Genomic DNA, 15612 nt, shown 5'->3' with positions numbered 1-15612 from the left:
GCATTTGATCTCGCTCCGCGCGAACACTGCTCACTTCGGTTTGAGTTTCACCCGTGAGTCGTGCACAATTGCCGCGCCTGGGGGAGTTCCCCTCGTTGAAGAGATTTGGATAGGTATGGCGACCGACTACGACGCACCTCGCAAGACCGACGATGACGCAGAGTCCATCGAGGCGCTGAAGGAGCGAGTGCCGGATCGTCTCTCCGGCAGCGTTGACGCCGAGGATGCCGACAACCCCGGCAGCTTCGACCTCTCAGCGGCAGACCTCGCAGACGTTGAGCTCGAGACCGTGGTGATCCCGCCGCAGGCCGACGAGTTCACCTGCGTCGAGTGCTTCCTCGTCAAGCACCGCTCGCAGCTCGAGAAGACCTCGGCCCTTGGGTCCGTCTGCCACGACTGCGCGACGGCCTGACCGACAGCATCACCCACGAGCGAAGCCGCATCCGATCGGATGCGGCTTCGCTCTTTTCGGCTTCGTTGCTGCTTTTGGGTTCGCTACGGATCTCTCCGCGAGATCAGCTGGTCTGGCGAAATCAGTTGGTCTGGCGCTTGTTTACGGCTCGCGCCTCCGTGATGGCGGCGGCGAGTTCCGTCGGCCGACGAGTTGAGACCAGCCAATAGGGCACCGGGTCGGCATCATCCGTGATCTCGATCGTGATCGAGGTGGGGATCCAGCCGCGGATGCACAACCACGCGCGCAGGTCGAGCTGCGGACCGGCTGCCAGTCGCGCACGCTCGCGTGTGGTGTGGGGGAGGCACTGTCCTGTGAAGCTCAGCGGCACGTGCGCGCCGGCAACGCGCACCTGTGTCGCCGTGACCTCGATGATGGGGGAGTAAGCCAGGACAAGCGTCAAGAAGGCCGCATAGAGTGTGACCGCGATCGCGGCCCCGATCCAGAAGTTGATGGGTGTGAAGACGAGGATGACGGCGGGCACCATGAGGAAGCCGACGGCGTAGACCCAGGCGGCTGGCCACAGGCGCTCGTGGAAAACTGGCATAGCGATATTGCATCACGCTTTGGCTGGCACCGCTGTCAGATCACGATCCGGTCACGCCTCGGCTACGCTCGTACGGTGAGCTTTGTCATAGATGTGCCCGTCTCGGGCGTCCTCCCCACGTATGCCCAGCCGGGCGACGCTGGTGCCGACCTGATCGCCACCGAGTCCGTGAGTCTCGCTCCTGGTCAGCGCGCCATCGTCGGCACCGGTGTTCGGCTCGAGCTTCCGGAAGGCACCGTCGGCTTCGTCATGCCGCGCTCCGGCCTCGCCGCCAAGCACGGGATCACCCTCGTGAACGCTCCTGGCACGATCGACTCTGGCTATCGCGGCGAGATCAAGGTGATCCTTCTCAATACAGACTCCAGCGAGACTTACTCGATCGCCGCCGGCGACCGCATCGCACAGCTCGTCGTCATGCAGCTGGCACCAGTGCACTTCATCCAGACCGAGCAGCTCTCCGCTTCGCAGCGCGGTGAGGGCGGTTTCGGCTCCACCGGCTATTCATCTGACCAGGAGGCCCAAGATGGGACTGTTTGATTTCCTCAAGAAAGAGGAAGAGAAGCCCGAGAAGGCCGTCAAGCTCACGGTCGATGACGAGCAGATCGAAGAGGAAGACTTCGAAGACGACCTCGACGAGATCGAGGACGAAGACGCGAAGTCCGCCCCGGAAGATCGCGAATCGCGTGGACCGTTCGACATCAGCGAGGCGAGTCCTGCCAAGCGCTACGTGGACCTCGGCGCGCTGCGCATCCCGGCGCGTGAGGGCCTTGGGCTCCGCCTCGAGGTCGAAGAGAAGACGAAGCGGCTCGTCGCCGTCGCTCTCGACTACAAAGAGTCGACGATGCAGATCCAGGCGTTCGCTGCTCCGAGGTCGACGGGTCTCTGGCACTCGATCATGGGGCAGCTCGCGGAGCAGGTTCGCAAGCAGGGCGGCACGGCAGAAGAGGTCGACGGCATTCTTGGTCCCGTGCTCGACACGAAGATCCCTGTCGTCGTGAAGGGCGCGGCCTCCTCCCAGACCAGGTCGGCGCGCTTCTTCGGCGTCGATGGCCCCCGCTGGTTCCTTCGCGGAGTCCTGACAGGAAAGGCCCTTCGCGACGAGGCGACGCGCGTCGAGCTTGTCGAGCTCTTCAGGAGCGTCGTCGTTGTTCGCGGCGATGCGCCACTCCCGCCGCGCGAGCTTCTGACGCTCGTCGTGCCGAAGGCTATGGCAGACCCTACGTCGAAGACGGCCACGGAAGACGCCGCGTCCGGGGAGACCGAGAAGGCATGACGCTCCCCGCAGGCGAGGGGCCCGAGCAGGGCAAGGGCACTTCCGATGCACCGAACATGCGCAAGCTGGAGGACGTCGCGAAGTCTTCTTCGCTCGGGCGTCTCACTGAGGGAGGCATCAGCGGCGCCTCGCTGCTCGCGGCAATGGGAGGCGTGCGCGGACTCGTCGAGACGCTCCTCCCCGGCATCGTGTTCCTTGTCCTCTTCACGCTCGGGACCGAGCTCTGGGTCGCCGTCCTCGCCCCTGCGGTCCTCGGCGTGCTGTTCATCCTCGTGCGTGCTCTCCAGAAGGAACCGGTTGTCCCGGCGATCTCCGGGCTCGTCGCGCTCCTGATCTCCGGCGTCCTCGCCATGACAACCGGCCGAGGCGAGAACTTCTACCTCGTCGGCTTCTACACGAACGCCGCCTACGGGGCAGCGCTGCTGGTCTCCGTCCTCGTGCGTTGGCCGGTGATCGGACTCGTCACCGGGCTCATCACGGGTCAGGGCTCGAGCTGGCGCAAAGATCGTTCGATTCTGCGCTGGATGTCCGTCATCACGCTCGTGTGGGTCGGGTTCTTCGCGCTGCGCCTCGTCGTTCAGCTTCCGCTCTACTTCGCCGGGAACGTCGAGGCACTCGGCCTCGCGCGGCTGCTCATGGGCACGCCCATGTACGCGGTTGTCCTGGTCGTCACCGTGCTCTTCGTCCGGGCGCTTTTGAGTGCGTCGCGGTCAGGGGAGCAGAGTGAAGCAGGTAAAGTATCTTGATGTCAAGATAAAAGCGTCTCGATCAACTCAGGATCACCTTCGAGGCAAGCCACGGCGAGACGCGAGATGATTGCTGGGCGCGGGCCGCGCACCCAGAGTTGCAAAGAAGGAGCCGAGACGTGACCGCAGTCAACAGCTTCGGAGCCAAAGACACCCTCAGTGTCGACGGCACCGAGTACGAGATCTTCCGCATCGACAAGGTTGAGGGCTTCGAAAAGCTTCCTTTCAGCCTCAAGGTTCTCCTCGAGAACCTCCTCCGCACCGAAGACGGTGCCAACGTGACCTCCGAGCAGATTCAGAAGCTCGGCTCTTGGGTTCCAACCGCAGATCCAGACACTGAGATCCAGTTCTCCCCGGCGCGCGTTGTCCTCCAGGACTTTACGGGCGTTCCCTGCATCGTCGACCTCGCCACGATGCGCGAGGCCGTCACCCAGCTCGGTGGCGACCCGGAAAAGGTCAACCCGCTGGCTCCTGCAGAGCTCGTCATCGACCACTCCGTCATCGCCGACCTCTTCGGCCAGGCCGACGCGCTCGAGCGCAACGTCGAGATCGAGTACCAGCGCAACGGCGAGCGCTACCAGTTCCTCCGCTGGGGCCAGACGGCCTTCGAGGACTTCAAGGTCGTTCCCCCTGGAACCGGCATCGTCCACCAGGTCAACATCGAGTACCTGGCTCGAGTGACGTTCGTCCGCGAGGTTGCCGGCGTACTGCAGGCCTACCCTGACACGCTCGTTGGAACCGACTCCCACACCACGATGGTCAACGGACTCGGCGTGCTCGGCTGGGGCGTCGGCGGCATCGAGGCAGAGGCTGCCATGCTCGGCCAGCCCGTCTCGATGCTCATCCCCAAGGTCGTCGGCTTCAAGCTCAAGGGCCAGATCCCCATGGGCGTCACGGCGACCGACGTCGTCCTCACGATCACCGACCTGCTTCGCAAGCACGGAGTTGTCGGCAAGTTCGTCGAGTTCTACGGAGAGGGCGTCGGCGCAGTCCCGCTCGCCAACCGCGCCACCATCGGCAACATGAGCCCCGAGTTCGGCTCGACGGCCGCCATGTTCCCGATCGACGACGAGACGCTCAACTACCTGCGTCTCACGGGGCGCAGCGAGGAGCAGGTCAAGCTCGTCGAGGCTTACGCCAAGGAGCAGCACCTCTGGCACGACCCCAGCAAGGAGCTCTCCTACTCGGAGTACCTCGAGCTCGACCTCTCGACGGTCGTCCCGTCGATCGCCGGCCCCCGACGGCCGCAGGACCGCATCGAGCTGTCGAAGGCCAAGGGCCAGTTCGGCGCTGACCTGAACGACTACACGGCCGAGGACTTCGGTCTCGTCGACGTCGCAGGCGAGGACAGCTTCCCGGCATCCGACCCGGCGAAGCTCACCCCGACCTCCGAGGACTCGGACGTCCGCGAGAAGCAGACGGCTCCGACCTTCTCGCACGACCGCAAGCCTGTTCAGGTGCAGGGTGCCGACGGCCAGAGCTACACGATCGACCACGGATCCGTGGCCATCGCAGCCATCACGAGCTGCACGAACACCTCGAACCCCTCCGTCATGCTCGCTGCAGGCCTCCTCGCCAAGAAGGCGAGCGAGCGCGGCCTCAAGGCCAAGCCGTGGGTCAAGACCACGCTCGCCCCCGGCTCGAAGGTCGTCACGAACTACTACGAGAAGGCCGGTCTCACCGACTCGCTCGAAGCCCTTGGCTTCTACACCGTCGGCTACGGCTGCACGACCTGCATCGGTAACTCGGGTCCGCTGAACGAGGAGATCTCCGAGGCGATCAACGACAACGACCTCGCTGTCACGGCCGTCCTCTCGGGAAACCGCAACTTCGAGGGTCGCATCAACCCCGACGTGAAGATGAACTACCTCGCGTCCCCGCCGCTTGTCATCGCCTACGCGCTGGCCGGCACGATGGACTTCGACTTCGAGTCCCAGCCGCTCGGCCAGGACTCGGACGGCAAGGACGTCTTCCTCAGTGAGATCTGGCCGACCGCGGACGAGGTGCAGTCCACGATCGACACGTCGATCGACACTGACATGTTCACGCGCGAGTACGGCGCCGTCTTCGACGGTGACGAGCGCTGGCGTTCGCTGCCGACGCCGACCGGTGCCACGTTCGAGTGGGATGACCAGTCGACGTACGTCCGCAAGCCCCCGTACTTCGACGGCATGGTCATGGAGCTCACCCCTGTCACTGACATCAAGGGCGCTCGTGTGCTCGCGAAGCTCGGCGACTCGGTCACGACCGACCACATCAGCCCGGCAGGTTCGATCAAGGCTGACAGCCCGGCTGGTCGCTACCTCACGGAGCACGGCGTCGGCCGCAAGGACTTCAACTCCTACGGCTCGCGTCGCGGCAACCACGAGATCATGATCCGTGGCACCTTTGCGAACATCCGCCTCAAGAACCAGCTCCTCGACGGCGTCGAGGGCGGCTACACGCGTGACTTCACGCAGGCAGACGGACCGCAGTCGTTCATCTACGATGCGGCTCAGAACTACGCGGAGGCCGGCACCCCGCTGGTTGTCCTCGGCGGCAAGGAGTATGGCTCCGGATCGTCGCGTGACTGGGCGGCCAAGGGCACGAGCCTCCTCGGCGTTCGCGCCGTCATCGTCGAGAGCTTCGAGCGCATCCACCGCTCGAACCTCATCGGAATGGGCGTCGTCCCGCTGCAGTTCCCCGCCGGCGAGACCTGGGCCTCGCTCGGACTCGACGGGACGGAGTCCATCTCCATCCAGGGCATCGAGCAGCTCAACGAGGGCTTCACGCCCAAGACGGTCCACGTCATCGCCGAGCCCACGTCCGACTCGCCAGAGGGGAAGCAGACGATCGAGTTCGACGCGGTCGTTCGCATCGACACGCCCGGTGAAGCCGACTACTACCGCAACGGCGGAATCCTGCAGTACGTCCTGCGCCAGCTCGCCACGGCGTAGCAAGGCAGGGAAACAAGTCCGAAGGGCGGAGCCGAAAGGCTCCGCCCTTCGGCGTTGGTACACCCTCGCTGTTCTCCGTGACTGAGAAGACCCGGAGTCAGCACCCATCCGCGGTCGCTAGCGTTGGGGCGATTTCCGACTACGAAGGAGTTCCCCATGAGCAGTGAAATCCCGATCCGCACAGTGCTGAGCCCTGGCCGATACGTGCAGGGCAAGGGCGCGCTCGCGCGTCTGGGCGAGTTCGTCGCTCAGATCGGCGAGTCGCCCCTCCTCCTCGCCGATGACTTCGTATGGGACCTGCTCGGCGAGCGCCTCACGACCTCGTTCACTGGAGTCGAGGTCGAGGTTCCGCGCGAACGCTTCAACGGCGTCGCCTCGTCTGGGGAGATCGACCGACTCGTCGAGGTCATCAAGACGAGCGGCAGCGACGTCATCGTCGCTGTCGGCGGCGGGAGCACGATCGACGCGGCCAAAGCAGCCGGCTTCCTGGCTGGTATCCGCTGGGTGAGCGTGCCGACCGTCGCCTCCACGGATGCGCCGACGTCAGCGCTCGCCGTCGTGTACACCGAGGCTGGAGAGTTCGAGGAGTACCGCTTCTTCCCGCGCAACCCGGACCTGGTGTTGATCGACTCGCAGCTTGTCGCGGATGCGCCGGCACGGTTCCTCGTGGCAGGCTTCGGCGACGCGCTCGCCACCTGGCTTGAGGCGCGCGCGACGAGCCGGTCGAACTCCACCACGATGGCGGGAGGCCTGCCGACGCAGACCGGGACGGCGCTTGCCAAACTCAGCTGGGACGTCCTCTGGGAGAACGCTCCGACGGCGCTCGACGCGGTCGAGGATGGCGTCGTGACTCCAGCTCTCGACCGGGCCATCGAGGCCAACACTCTCCTCTCCGGCCTTGGCTTCGAGTCAGGCGGGCTCGCCGCCGCCCATGCCATCCACAACGGTCTGACCGCAGCTCCGCAGACCCACGGCCTCCAGCACGGCGAGAAGGTCAACATCGGGTCGATCGCCCAGCTCATTCTCGAGGGAGCGCCCGAGGAGGAGATCAGGGACTTCATCGTCTTCACCACGAAGCTCGGGCTGCCCACGACGCTCACGGAGATCGGTCTCGGAACTGACGATAAGCACGAGCTTCGCCTCATCGCCGAGGCGGCGACGGTGCCGGGGGAGACCATCCACAACATGCCGTTCGCCGTGACGGCCGACGACGTGATCGCCGCGCTCACGTCCTTGGAGCGCCTGTCCCGGCGCATCCGATCCGAGGCCGGGCTCCCGGAGCCCATCAAATACCACGCGAAGCACTAGCATCACGAAGCAAGGCGCCTCCTCACCCGCTATCGGGGGAGGAGGCGCCTTGTTGTCTCAGTACTACGGTTAGCGCGAGGCTGCGCCGCGGATGGGCGGCGTGTGGAAGGTGCCTCCGAAGGCCTTCTCAGAGGCGCCGATTCGGTCGAGGTACGGTGTGATGCCGCCGGCCTGGAACGGGTAGCCGGCACCGAGGATGAGGCACAGGTCGATGTCCTCGGCTGCCGCGACGACCTGGTCGTCGAGCATCCTCTTGATCTCGTCCGCGAGGCCGACCTCGACGCGCTCCGCGAACGACGCCGCGGTCATCGGCGTCTTCCCGCCCGCGACGATCTGCACTGCCTTCTTATCGAAGCCCTTGGCACGGCCCTTGCCGTCGCGGTCGTAGAGCTTGCCGTAGTCGGCGAGCCTGTGCAGGTTCTCCGACTCGAAGAACCGTTCAGGGAACGCCTTGTGGTGGGTGTCGAGGACGTGGGCGCCGACCTTGAGGCCAACCAGCTCGAGGAGCTCGAAGGGGGTCATCGGCAGGCCGATCCGGTCGAGCGCGTGGTCGACCGTCTCGAACGTCGTGCCGGTGTCCACGGCGTTCATGGCTTCGCCGAGCACCTTCGCGAGCACCCGGTTTACGACGAACCCGGGCGTGTCCCTCGTGATGACGGCCGTCTTCTTCAGGATCTTTGCCGTTGCCATCGCGGTCGCGAGCGTCGCGTCATCGGTGCTGTCCGTCTTGACGACTTCGATGAGCGGCATCTGTGCGACAGGGTTGAAGAAGTGGAAGCCGACAAGGCGCTCGGGGTGCTCGAGTTGAGCGCCGATCTCCGCCACAGAGAGCGAGGAGGTGTTCGTTGCCAGCACGGTCTCCGGGCCGACGATCTTCTCGAAGTCCCCGAACACCTGCTGCTTGACGCCGAGCTCTTCGAAGACAGCCTCGATGACCCAGTCGCAGTCTGCGAACTCGCTCCTGTCGGTTGTCCCGTGGACGAGCCCGATCAGGCGCCCGTACTCGTCGCCGTCGATCCGGCCCTTCTCGTGAAGCTTCTCGAGTTCCCGGCGGATGGCCGCGACTCCCGTGTCGACGCGTGCCTGATCCAGGTCTGTGATGACGACGGGAACCTTGAGTCGACGGACGAAGAGCGTCGCGAACTGCGTCGCCATGAGTCCAGCGCCGATGACCCCAACCTTGTTGACGGGACGCGCCAGCGCCTTGTCTGGGGCACCGGCGGGACGCTTTGCTCGCTTCTGGACCAGGTTGAACGCGTAGATCGATGCGACGAACTGGTCGCCGGAGATGAGGTCTGCAAGTGCCTCGTCTTCTGCCGCGAACCCCTTGGCACGGTCGTCACCCTTCGCCAGCTTGAGCAGGTCGAGGGCGCGATACGGGGCAAGCGCGACCGTGCCGAGCTTCTCCTCGAGCGTCTTCCGGGCGATACCGATCGCCAGGTCCCATTTTGCGAGGCGTTCGAGGCGCCCCGGGGCGTGCGGTCGCTTGACCTCGATGTCTCCGCCGATGACCCTGTCCGCCCACGCGAGCGAATCCTCGAGGAAGTTCAGGCTTGGGAAGATCGCGTCTGCGATTCCGAGCTCGGCGACCTGCGGGCCCTTGAGCATCCGATTTTGCTTGAGCGGATTCTCGATGATGACCTTGAGCGCGTTTTCGATGCCGATGATGTTGGGCAGGATGCTCGTGCCTCCCCAGCCAGGGACAAGCCCAAGGAAGGTCTCTGGCAGGGCGAATGCGGGGACAGTCGCATCGACCGTGCGGTAGTCGGAGTTGAGGCCGATCTCCACTCCGCCTCCCAGAGCCAGGCCGTTGTAGAACGTGAAGCTCGGGACGCCGAGGCTCCCGAGGGAACCGAGTACCTCATGCCCAAGCTTCGCGAGGAGCAGCGCGACATCGCGACTCGGGATAGACCCGACGTTGGAGAGATCGGCGCCCGCAGCGAAGTTGAAGCGCTTGCCGGTGATGGCGATCGCATCGATGTCGTGCGAAGAGGCACGCGCGCGCAAGCCAGAAAGCACCTCGCCGAGCTCGGCCAGCGTCTCGGGCCCGAGGGTGTTCGGACGCGTGTAGTCGTGGCCGTTGTCCAAGGTGATCAGGGCTAGCGTGCGACCGCTTGGGAGCGTGACGTCGCGAACGAGCGAGTGGGTCACGACCTCGTCGGTGCTCATGGCCAGCAGGGGAGCGTAGCGTGCTCGAAGATCGGTTGCCATGGTGCTCAGCGTCCCTTCTTGCCGAAGCCTCGGCGTGCGTGCGACTTACCGTTCCAGTTCGGGTTCTCCCAGATGACCGTGCCGCCCTGGCCGAGGCCGACGCACATCGCGGTCAGGCCGAAGCGCACCTCTGGGTGCTCTTCGAACTGCTTCGCGAGCTGGGTCATGAGGCGAACCCCGGATGAAGCGAGCGGGTGTCCGATCGCGATTGCCCCACCGTAGGGGTTCACGGATGGGTCGTCGTCGTCGATGCCGTAGTGGTCGAGGAACGAGAGCACCTGCACGGCAAAAGCCTCATTGAGCTCGAAGAGCCCGATGTCGTCGATCGTCATGCCGGCCCGGGCGAGGGCCTTCTCCGTCGAGGGGACGGGGCCGAGGCCCATGACCTCCGGCTGGACGCCAGCGAAGGCGAATGTGACCATGCGCATCTTCGGCTTGAGGCCGAACTCCTTGGCGGCGTCGCTCGAGGCCAGGATGGCTGCAGTGGCGCCGTCGTTGAGGCCGCTGGCATTCCCGGCTGTCACCCGCCCGTGCGGACGGAAGGGAGTCTTGAGGGTGGAGAGCGTCTCCATGTTCGTCTCGGGCCTGAGAGTTTCGTCGCGCGTCGCGAGACCCCATCCGGCCTCCGACTCGATCGCGACCGGCACGAGGTCTGGCTGCAGCTGGCCGTTCTCGTAGGCCGCCGCGGCCTTCTGCTGACTGCGCATCGCGTAGCGGTCGCTGCGCTCTCGCGTGAGCTGCGGGAAACGGTCATGGAGACGTTCAGCGGTCTTGCCCATGTTCAGAGCGTCACCGCTCACGAGCTGCTCGGCGACGAACCGAGGGTTCGGGTCTGCCCCGATTCCGAGCGGGTGCCTGCCCATGTGCTCGACGCCGCCCGCGATGGTCAGGTCGTAGGCACCGAAGCCGATGCCGGACCCCATAGTCGTGACCGCCGTCATGGCGCCCGCGCACATGCGATCGATCGCCAGACCAGGCACGGTGTTGGGGAGGCCGGCGAGGATCGCCGTCGACCGACCAAGCGTCAGCCCCTGGTCGCCTTGCTGAGTGGTCGCGGCGATGGCGACGTCGTCGTACCGGTCGTGCGGGATCTGCGGATTCCGGTCGAGGAGCCCCTTGATCGCTTTGACCGCGAGGTCGTCTGCACGGGTCTTCCAGTACATGCCCTTCTCGCCCGCACGTCCGAAGGGGGTTCGAACGCCGTCGATGAACAACACTTCTCGATTGGCCACACTGCCTCCAAGCATCTATTGACTCGGTCATCTTATGGATGACTGCCTGGTGGGACGCTTATGCGTCGTGTGAAGCTACGAACCCTCGACGGTCGGGGCGGAAGTCAATTGGTCAGCTTCTACAAAAGCGACAGCAATTCCCTGTGCAACCTCGCTGGTCTGCCAGGCACGCGCACCGAGTTCGCGGAGGTGCTCGGCAACCGCTTCGGCCGAAACCGGCTGGCGCGGCTTCCACGCCGCCCGTCGCAGGAGCTCGGGCGTCAGCAGGTTCTCAACCGGCATCTGCAGGGACTCGGCGTGCGCGACAAGGAACTCCCGAGCGAGCTTGAGGCGTCGATCCGCCTCTGGAGCCCGCTGCTCCCACTGCCGGTGGTGCGGCATGCGCTCAGGGTCCCTCGGAGCCTGTGGTGGCAGATCCTCAGTGGTGAGCCCGCGTTCGATGGCGGCCCACCAGCGGTCGAGCTGCGTCCGTGACGCGCGGCCGGTGAATTCCTTGAGGCGCGCAAGCTCGCCTCGCGAACGCGGCATCGCCGTGGCGACGGCCGCGAGTGCGCGGTCGGGGAAGAGGCGACCCGGCGCGGTGTCCGTGCTCCTTGCGGCCTCGTCGCGGGACAGCCACAGCTCCCTCGCGACGGCAAGCGCCCGAGGGCTACGCAGCCTGCTGATACCGCCGATGCGTCGCCACGCGTCTGGCTTCTTGGCGCCGAGCTCTCTCGTGAGGATGTCGGCGAACTCTTCCCTGGCAGCGTCGAGCTTGTCCGCATCCTGTAGCTCCTGATTGAGCTGATCTCGGACGTCGATGAGCAGCTCCACGTCGAGCGCGGCGTAGGCGAGCCAGGTCTCAGGCAGGGGGCGCGTGGACCAGTCGGCCGCAGAGTGCGCCTTCTCGAGCGTGATCCCGAGCAGGCGCTCGATGACGGCGCCCAGACCCACGCGCTCGTAGCCGAGGAGCCTCGCAGCGAGCTCGGTGTCGAAGATGAGACTCGGGTCGAGGTCGAGCTCACGCAGACACGTGAGGTCTTGCGTGGCGGCGTGGAAGATCCATTCCTCATCGCCGATGACGTCTTGAAGTCGGGCGAGCGAGCCTGTCGCGATGGGATCTATGAGGAGCGTGCCGCTCCCGCGTCGGTACAGCTGTACGAGGTACGCGCGTTCTGAGTATCGGTAGCCGGATGCTCGCTCCGCATCGACGGCCACCGGCCCGGTACCTGCTGCGAGACGCTGAAGTGCTTCCTGCAGCTGCTCTTCGGTCTCGATGACCTCCAGCCCGCCTGCCTTCAGACGGTCAGCGTCAAGCCCCATCTTTTGCCTTTCTCAGGTGACGGAGTACCTCGACCCCGTCGTCGGCCTCACTCTCTGGCGGCATACCAGCCAGGAGGCAGAGGAGTTCGCCCCACGCTTCAGCGTGTGCGGCGAGGTCTGTCTCGCGCGGGGTCCAGGATGCTCGGAGCTCGATCTGCGCGCCCTCACCCTGATCCTCGAGTTCGCCGAAGCCGCGACCGTTAATGGTCGTCGCCGTTCCAGAGGGGTGCTCAAACGCGGCCCCTCGCGATTCGAGCGCGTCCATGAGCCATGACCACGCGACTGGCGCGAGGAATGGGTCGACCCCGATCTCTGGCTCGAGCGGAGCCTGCGCGAAGCAGACGACGCGGAACGCGCCGCGCCAGGCTTCTGGCTCGCTCTCGTCGTGAAGCAGGATGAATCTGCCGGTGCCAAGTTCTGAATCGCGGGCGTGGGCAGTAGGTCGCACGTCTCCGGAGAGCGCGAGCGATTCGGGGGCCAGGTTCGCTGGGGGTCGGATCTCGCTCACCGTGAGGGCAGAGCGGAACTCGGCCGCACGGACCGCCTCTACGGCGGCCTCGAACTCCGGGGCAGATCGATGCAACGGGACAACCACGCGACGAGACTAGGCCTGGCGGCAGACAACGCAGATCAGGCGCGCCGTAGCGGCACGCCGCTCGTTCGGCGTGTTCACGGGCGAGTTGCGCGATCATCGACGTGATGTGTGCCGCCAAACGTGCCTCAGCCGGTTCGAGCTCGTCCGCCGTGAAGATCGCGGCGGTCTCGGTCGGTGCCATTGCCGTCGGACTCGGAGCAGTGGTCGCAACTGCGGCGACCATGATCGCGCGTGCCGTCGTCACACCGCCTCGCCGTCGCAGGGACCCGGTGCGCCTGCTGGCCGTCGACAAGCAGGCCGGCACCGTCACGCTCGCGCGAACGCCTGAGACGGCGGCGCCCGGCCACTACAGCTTGGTCTTCGCGGCCGAGACCGGCAGGGCAAACGTCGGAGCTGTCGTGGGGGAGTCCGAGCGCACGGTGACACGGCGCTTCTGGGGTGAAGAGGGAGCGCGACTGGAACGCGTCAGGTCGGTTCGCCTTGCGTCTGCCCCGCAGCTCTGGGTCCGCGATCTCGATCTCCCTTGGAGATGGGTGGATGTGCAGACCCCGCTTGGGGCGATGCCTGCCTGGCTGATTCCTGCGGCGCAGGCAAGTGATTCCTGGGCGATCCACGTGCACGGCCGGGGAGCCGTCATGACCGAGCCGCTTCGGGCTGTGCCCCTCTTCCGGGGTCGCGGGTGGAACTCGCTGGTTGTCAGCTACCGCAACGATGCGCTCGCGCCGCGGTCGCCGGACGGGAAGTTCGGGCTGGGAGCGACGGAGTGGCGCGATGTTGAATCGGCCATGGATTGGGCGGCGGCACGTGGGGCCAAGCGCATCATCCTCGTCGGGTGGTCAATGGGTGGCGGGACCGTTTTGCAAGCGGCCCTCAACGCGCGGCACCGTGAGCTCGTCGTCGGCGTCTTTCTCGAGTCGCCCGCTCTGAGCTGGCGATCGATCCTGCGCTACCAGGGCGCAGCTATGAAGCTCCCCGGCTTCGTGACCGGGCTCGGCATCTGGCTCATCGGCAGCCAACTCGCCCGCCCGCTTCTCGGTCTCGCGGCACCCATACCGCTTGGGGAGCTCGAGATCCCGGATCGGCTCGCTGAGCTGACGGTGCCCATCCTCCTGTTCCACTCGAGCGGCGACACCGTGGTTCCCGTCGATGCCAGCCGTGAGGTGGCCAGACGCCGACCGGACCTCGTGACCTATCGCGAGTTCGAGCGTGCGCTGCACACGCGCCTCTGGAACGTGGACAGCGGGCGTTGGGAGCACTCGCTGGACGAGTGGCTCGCGAAGTTCTGACGAGCAGAGAGCTTCTGACGAGCAGGGAGCCCTAGGAGCGGGCCGCGGCTACGATTCGCTCGAGCAGCTGCCGCTTGGCACGAGCTTGAAGGGAGACCATGCCGCTGCGGCGGAGCGGAGACACGAGGTCGGACAACCCGAGAACGCTGGGGAGGTCCTCCGGGAGGCCCAGGAGTGCATCGGGCTCGAGTCCGTCGACTCCCTGCACGAGTGCAGCCGCGAACCCACGCGTCATGGGAGCGCCCGGCGGGACCGAGATGCGCAGCCGGATGCGCGCCTCCGGTGTGAGGGCCACGTCGAAGAAGACCGGCGACTGGCACTCGATGACGCGCTCGAATCCGGCAATATCTGCGGGGTCGACCGTGGGGAGCTCGGCGCCGATCTCAGCGAGAAGCTCGAGGCGATCTCGGGACGACACCTCGAGGAGTTCCTCGCGAAGCAGCTCGAGCGATTCCGACAGCGTGACGTCGTGCATGCGACAACGGTACCGTCCGGATTGCTCGCGACGCTCGAAGGGGCGCCTGACGGTAGGATCTTGAGAGCCCGTTCCGGGCATCTGTCACTGGAAAGTACGAGGACTCCGTGGGCGAAGGCCGCTTGCTGCACTTGACCGAACTCTCACCGACCGTCACGGCGGCAGAGATGGTGAAGGACCTCGTTCCTCCTCGACAGTTCGACGGTGCGCAGTTCGCCACCTACCGGCCCGACCCGGAGTACCCCTCGCAGGCCGCCGCCGTGGAAGCGGGGGAGCGCTTCGCCGGGGTAAAAGTCGCTGCGAGCTCCGGGAGCAAGGGGCTTTTCGGCTTCCGCAAGAAGGCCCCGCCCGTCAAGCCAGGCATCTACCTCGATGGCGGGTTCGGAGTCGGCAAGACGCACCTGCTCGCCTCCATCTGGCACGCGCACCCGGGGCGGAAGTACTTCGGCACGTTTATCGAGTACACGGCCCTCGTCGGCGCCCTCGGCTACGCGGAGGCCGTCCGCTCCCTCAAGGGCACGAGCCTCATCGCGATTGACGAGTTCGAGCTCGACGACCCAGGCGACACGATGGTCATGTCGCGCCTCCTCGGCGAGCTCGTGGACTCTGGCACGAGCATCGCCGCGACGAGCAACACTCCACCGAATGCGCTTGGCGAAGGACGCTTCGCGGCATCCGACTTCCTCCGCGAGATCACGAAGCTGGCTGGGGTCTTCGACACCCTCCGGATCGACGGCACCGACTATCGTCGCCGCGACATGTCCGGTCACGCGACCGTGACGCCGCCGGAACGCCTCGCCTCGCTTGCCGACGAGGCAGTAGCAGGGGGCAGGACCGTCGCCTACGACGGCTTCGATGACCTCGTGCAACACCTTGCGACCGTGCATCCGTCCAAGTACGTGCGTCTCGTCGAGGACGTTGACCTGCTCGCCCTTCGCGACGTGCACGAACTCACCGATCAGGCGGAGGCGCTTCGCTTCGTCGCCTTCATCGACCGCGTCTACGACGCACAGATTCCGATTGCGGCCTCTGGTGTGGCGCTCGACCAGATCTTCGGCGGCGGCATGATCGACGGCGGCTACCGGAAGAAGTACCTTCGCTGCGTTTCGCGCCTCATCGCCTCCACGGCTCAGGAGCAGACCGCCTCGGTCTGAGCACCTCCGCGGAGCGCGGCTTGGACGTTCCCGACACAGACTCGTAACACGCCGGGCCGCTCTGAAACATGATGGAAACGGCACCGCCCCATCAGC

The 15612-nt window shown here is 65.8% G+C and carries 14 protein-coding genes; 8 read left to right on the top strand and 6 right to left on the bottom strand.

The window, feature by feature from the left end:
• Positions 1–115: 115 nt before the first annotated feature.
• On the top strand, positions 116–412 hold the full coding sequence (locus FHX72_RS03800) for a DUF4193 domain-containing protein (protein ID WP_183623061.1): 297 nt from the start codon (positions 116–118) through the stop codon (positions 410–412).
• Positions 413–533: 121 nt separating this feature from the next.
• On the opposite strand, the gene FHX72_RS03795 is transcribed toward FHX72_RS03800, so the two are convergent.
• Positions 534–998: a DUF3093 domain-containing protein gene (locus tag FHX72_RS03795; protein ID WP_068483553.1), complete on the bottom strand. Its 465-nt coding sequence runs from the start codon at positions 996–998 to the stop codon at positions 534–536.
• Between the two features lie 87 nt (positions 999–1085).
• Between FHX72_RS03795 and dut the strand changes: the two genes are divergently transcribed.
• From dut to FHX72_RS03770, 5 genes are all read left to right on the top strand, one after another.
• Positions 1086–1535, top strand: coding sequence for a dUTP diphosphatase (gene dut / locus FHX72_RS03790; protein ID WP_068483620.1), 450 nt, complete (start codon positions 1086–1088; stop codon positions 1533–1535).
• Positions 1522–2271 carry a DUF3710 domain-containing protein gene (locus FHX72_RS03785; protein WP_082775553.1) on the top strand — a complete coding sequence of 250 codons (750 nt, stop codon included), beginning with the start codon at positions 1522–1524 and terminating at the stop codon, positions 2269–2271. Before dut ends, FHX72_RS03785 begins: the two co-directional genes overlap by 14 nt.
• Positions 2268–3017: a DUF3159 domain-containing protein gene (locus tag FHX72_RS03780; protein WP_183623058.1), complete on the top strand. Its 750-nt coding sequence runs from the start codon at positions 2268–2270 to the stop codon at positions 3015–3017. The genes FHX72_RS03785 and FHX72_RS03780 overlap by 4 nt, the downstream gene beginning before the upstream one ends.
• Positions 3018–3136: 119 nt before the next feature.
• Complete coding sequence (gene acnA, locus FHX72_RS03775) at positions 3137–5953, top strand: aconitate hydratase AcnA (protein WP_068483555.1); 2817 nt, start codon at positions 3137–3139, stop codon at positions 5951–5953.
• Between the two features lie 156 nt (positions 5954–6109).
• Complete coding sequence (locus tag FHX72_RS03770) at positions 6110–7261, top strand: glycerol dehydrogenase (protein ID WP_068483557.1); 1152 nt, start codon at positions 6110–6112, stop codon at positions 7259–7261.
• A 69-nt stretch (positions 7262–7330) separates the two neighbouring features.
• On the opposite strand, the gene FHX72_RS03765 is transcribed toward FHX72_RS03770, so the two are convergent.
• The 4 genes from FHX72_RS03765 to FHX72_RS03750 all read right to left on the bottom strand — a co-directional run bounded on the left by FHX72_RS03765 (position 7331) and on the right by FHX72_RS03750 (position 12601).
• On the bottom strand, positions 7331–9472 hold the full coding sequence (locus FHX72_RS03765) for a 3-hydroxyacyl-CoA dehydrogenase NAD-binding domain-containing protein (RefSeq protein WP_068483560.1): 2142 nt from the start codon (positions 9470–9472) through the stop codon (positions 7331–7333).
• Positions 9473–9477: 5 nt separating this feature from the next.
• Entirely contained in the window at positions 9478–10704 is a 1227-nt protein-coding gene (locus FHX72_RS03760; protein WP_338110039.1) for a thiolase family protein, read from the bottom strand.
• A gap of 75 nt (positions 10705–10779) precedes the next feature.
• The gene (locus tag FHX72_RS03755) at positions 10780–12006 is read right to left on the bottom strand and encodes a ribonuclease D (RefSeq protein WP_183623055.1); all 1227 of its coding nucleotides are present in this window, start codon (positions 12004–12006) and stop codon (positions 10780–10782) included.
• Positions 11996–12601 carry a DUF3000 domain-containing protein gene (locus FHX72_RS03750; protein ID WP_068483568.1) on the bottom strand — a complete coding sequence of 202 codons (606 nt, stop codon included), beginning with the start codon at positions 12599–12601 and terminating at the stop codon, positions 11996–11998. Before FHX72_RS03750 ends, FHX72_RS03755 begins: the two co-directional genes overlap by 11 nt.
• A 104-nt stretch (positions 12602–12705) precedes the next feature.
• Between FHX72_RS03750 and FHX72_RS03745 the strand changes: the two genes are divergently transcribed.
• Positions 12706–13887 carry an alpha/beta hydrolase family protein gene (locus FHX72_RS03745; RefSeq protein WP_156475849.1) on the top strand — a complete coding sequence of 394 codons (1182 nt, stop codon included), beginning with the start codon at positions 12706–12708 and terminating at the stop codon, positions 13885–13887.
• A gap of 31 nt (positions 13888–13918) precedes the next feature.
• On the opposite strand, the gene FHX72_RS03740 is transcribed toward FHX72_RS03745, so the two are convergent.
• Complete coding sequence (locus tag FHX72_RS03740; protein ID WP_183623054.1) at positions 13919–14362, bottom strand: SufE family protein; 444 nt, start codon at positions 14360–14362, stop codon at positions 13919–13921.
• 167 nt (positions 14363–14529) lie between these two features.
• Between FHX72_RS03740 and zapE the strand changes: the two genes are divergently transcribed.
• Positions 14530–15516 carry a cell division protein ZapE gene (gene zapE / locus FHX72_RS03735; RefSeq protein WP_082775556.1) on the top strand — a complete coding sequence of 329 codons (987 nt, stop codon included), beginning with the start codon at positions 14530–14532 and terminating at the stop codon, positions 15514–15516.
• Positions 15517–15612: the final 96 nt, after the last annotated feature.

It is taken from the genome of Pseudoclavibacter helvolus (assembly GCF_014191305.1).
In the GTDB taxonomy this organism is placed as follows: domain Bacteria; phylum Actinomycetota; class Actinomycetes; order Actinomycetales; family Microbacteriaceae; genus Pseudoclavibacter; species Pseudoclavibacter helvolus.
The sequence above is the reverse complement of the archived record's forward strand: the minus strand, read 5'-3'. Positions and strand labels throughout refer to the sequence as shown.

Bases quoted from the DNA above. Each gene is read 5' to 3' on its own strand.
- FHX72_RS03795 (WP_068483553.1), bottom strand. From the start codon at position 998: ATGCCAGTTTTCCACGAGCGCCTGTGGCCAGCCGCCTGGGTCTACGCC.
- FHX72_RS03740 (WP_183623054.1), bottom strand. From the start codon at position 14,362: ATGCACGACGTCACGCTGTCGGAATCGCTCGAGCTGCTTCGCGAGGAA.
- zapE (WP_082775556.1), top strand. From the start codon at position 14,530: ATGGTGAAGGACCTCGTTCCTCCTCGACAGTTCGACGGTGCGCAGTTC.
- FHX72_RS03770 (WP_068483557.1), top strand. From the start codon at position 6,110: ATGAGCAGTGAAATCCCGATCCGCACAGTGCTGAGCCCTGGCCGATAC.
- FHX72_RS03785 (WP_082775553.1), top strand. From the start codon at position 1,522: ATGGGACTGTTTGATTTCCTCAAGAAAGAGGAAGAGAAGCCCGAGAAG.
- FHX72_RS03745 (WP_156475849.1), top strand. From the start codon at position 12,706: ATGTGTGCCGCCAAACGTGCCTCAGCCGGTTCGAGCTCGTCCGCCGTG.
- FHX72_RS03800 (WP_183623061.1), top strand. From the start codon at position 116: ATGGCGACCGACTACGACGCACCTCGCAAGACCGACGATGACGCAGAG.
- FHX72_RS03755 (WP_183623055.1), bottom strand. From the start codon at position 12,006: ATGGGGCTTGACGCTGACCGTCTGAAGGCAGGCGGGCTGGAGGTCATC.
- FHX72_RS03780 (WP_183623058.1), top strand. From the start codon at position 2,268: ATGACGCTCCCCGCAGGCGAGGGGCCCGAGCAGGGCAAGGGCACTTCC.
- FHX72_RS03765 (WP_068483560.1), bottom strand. From the start codon at position 9,472: ATGGCAACCGATCTTCGAGCACGCTACGCTCCCCTGCTGGCCATGAGC.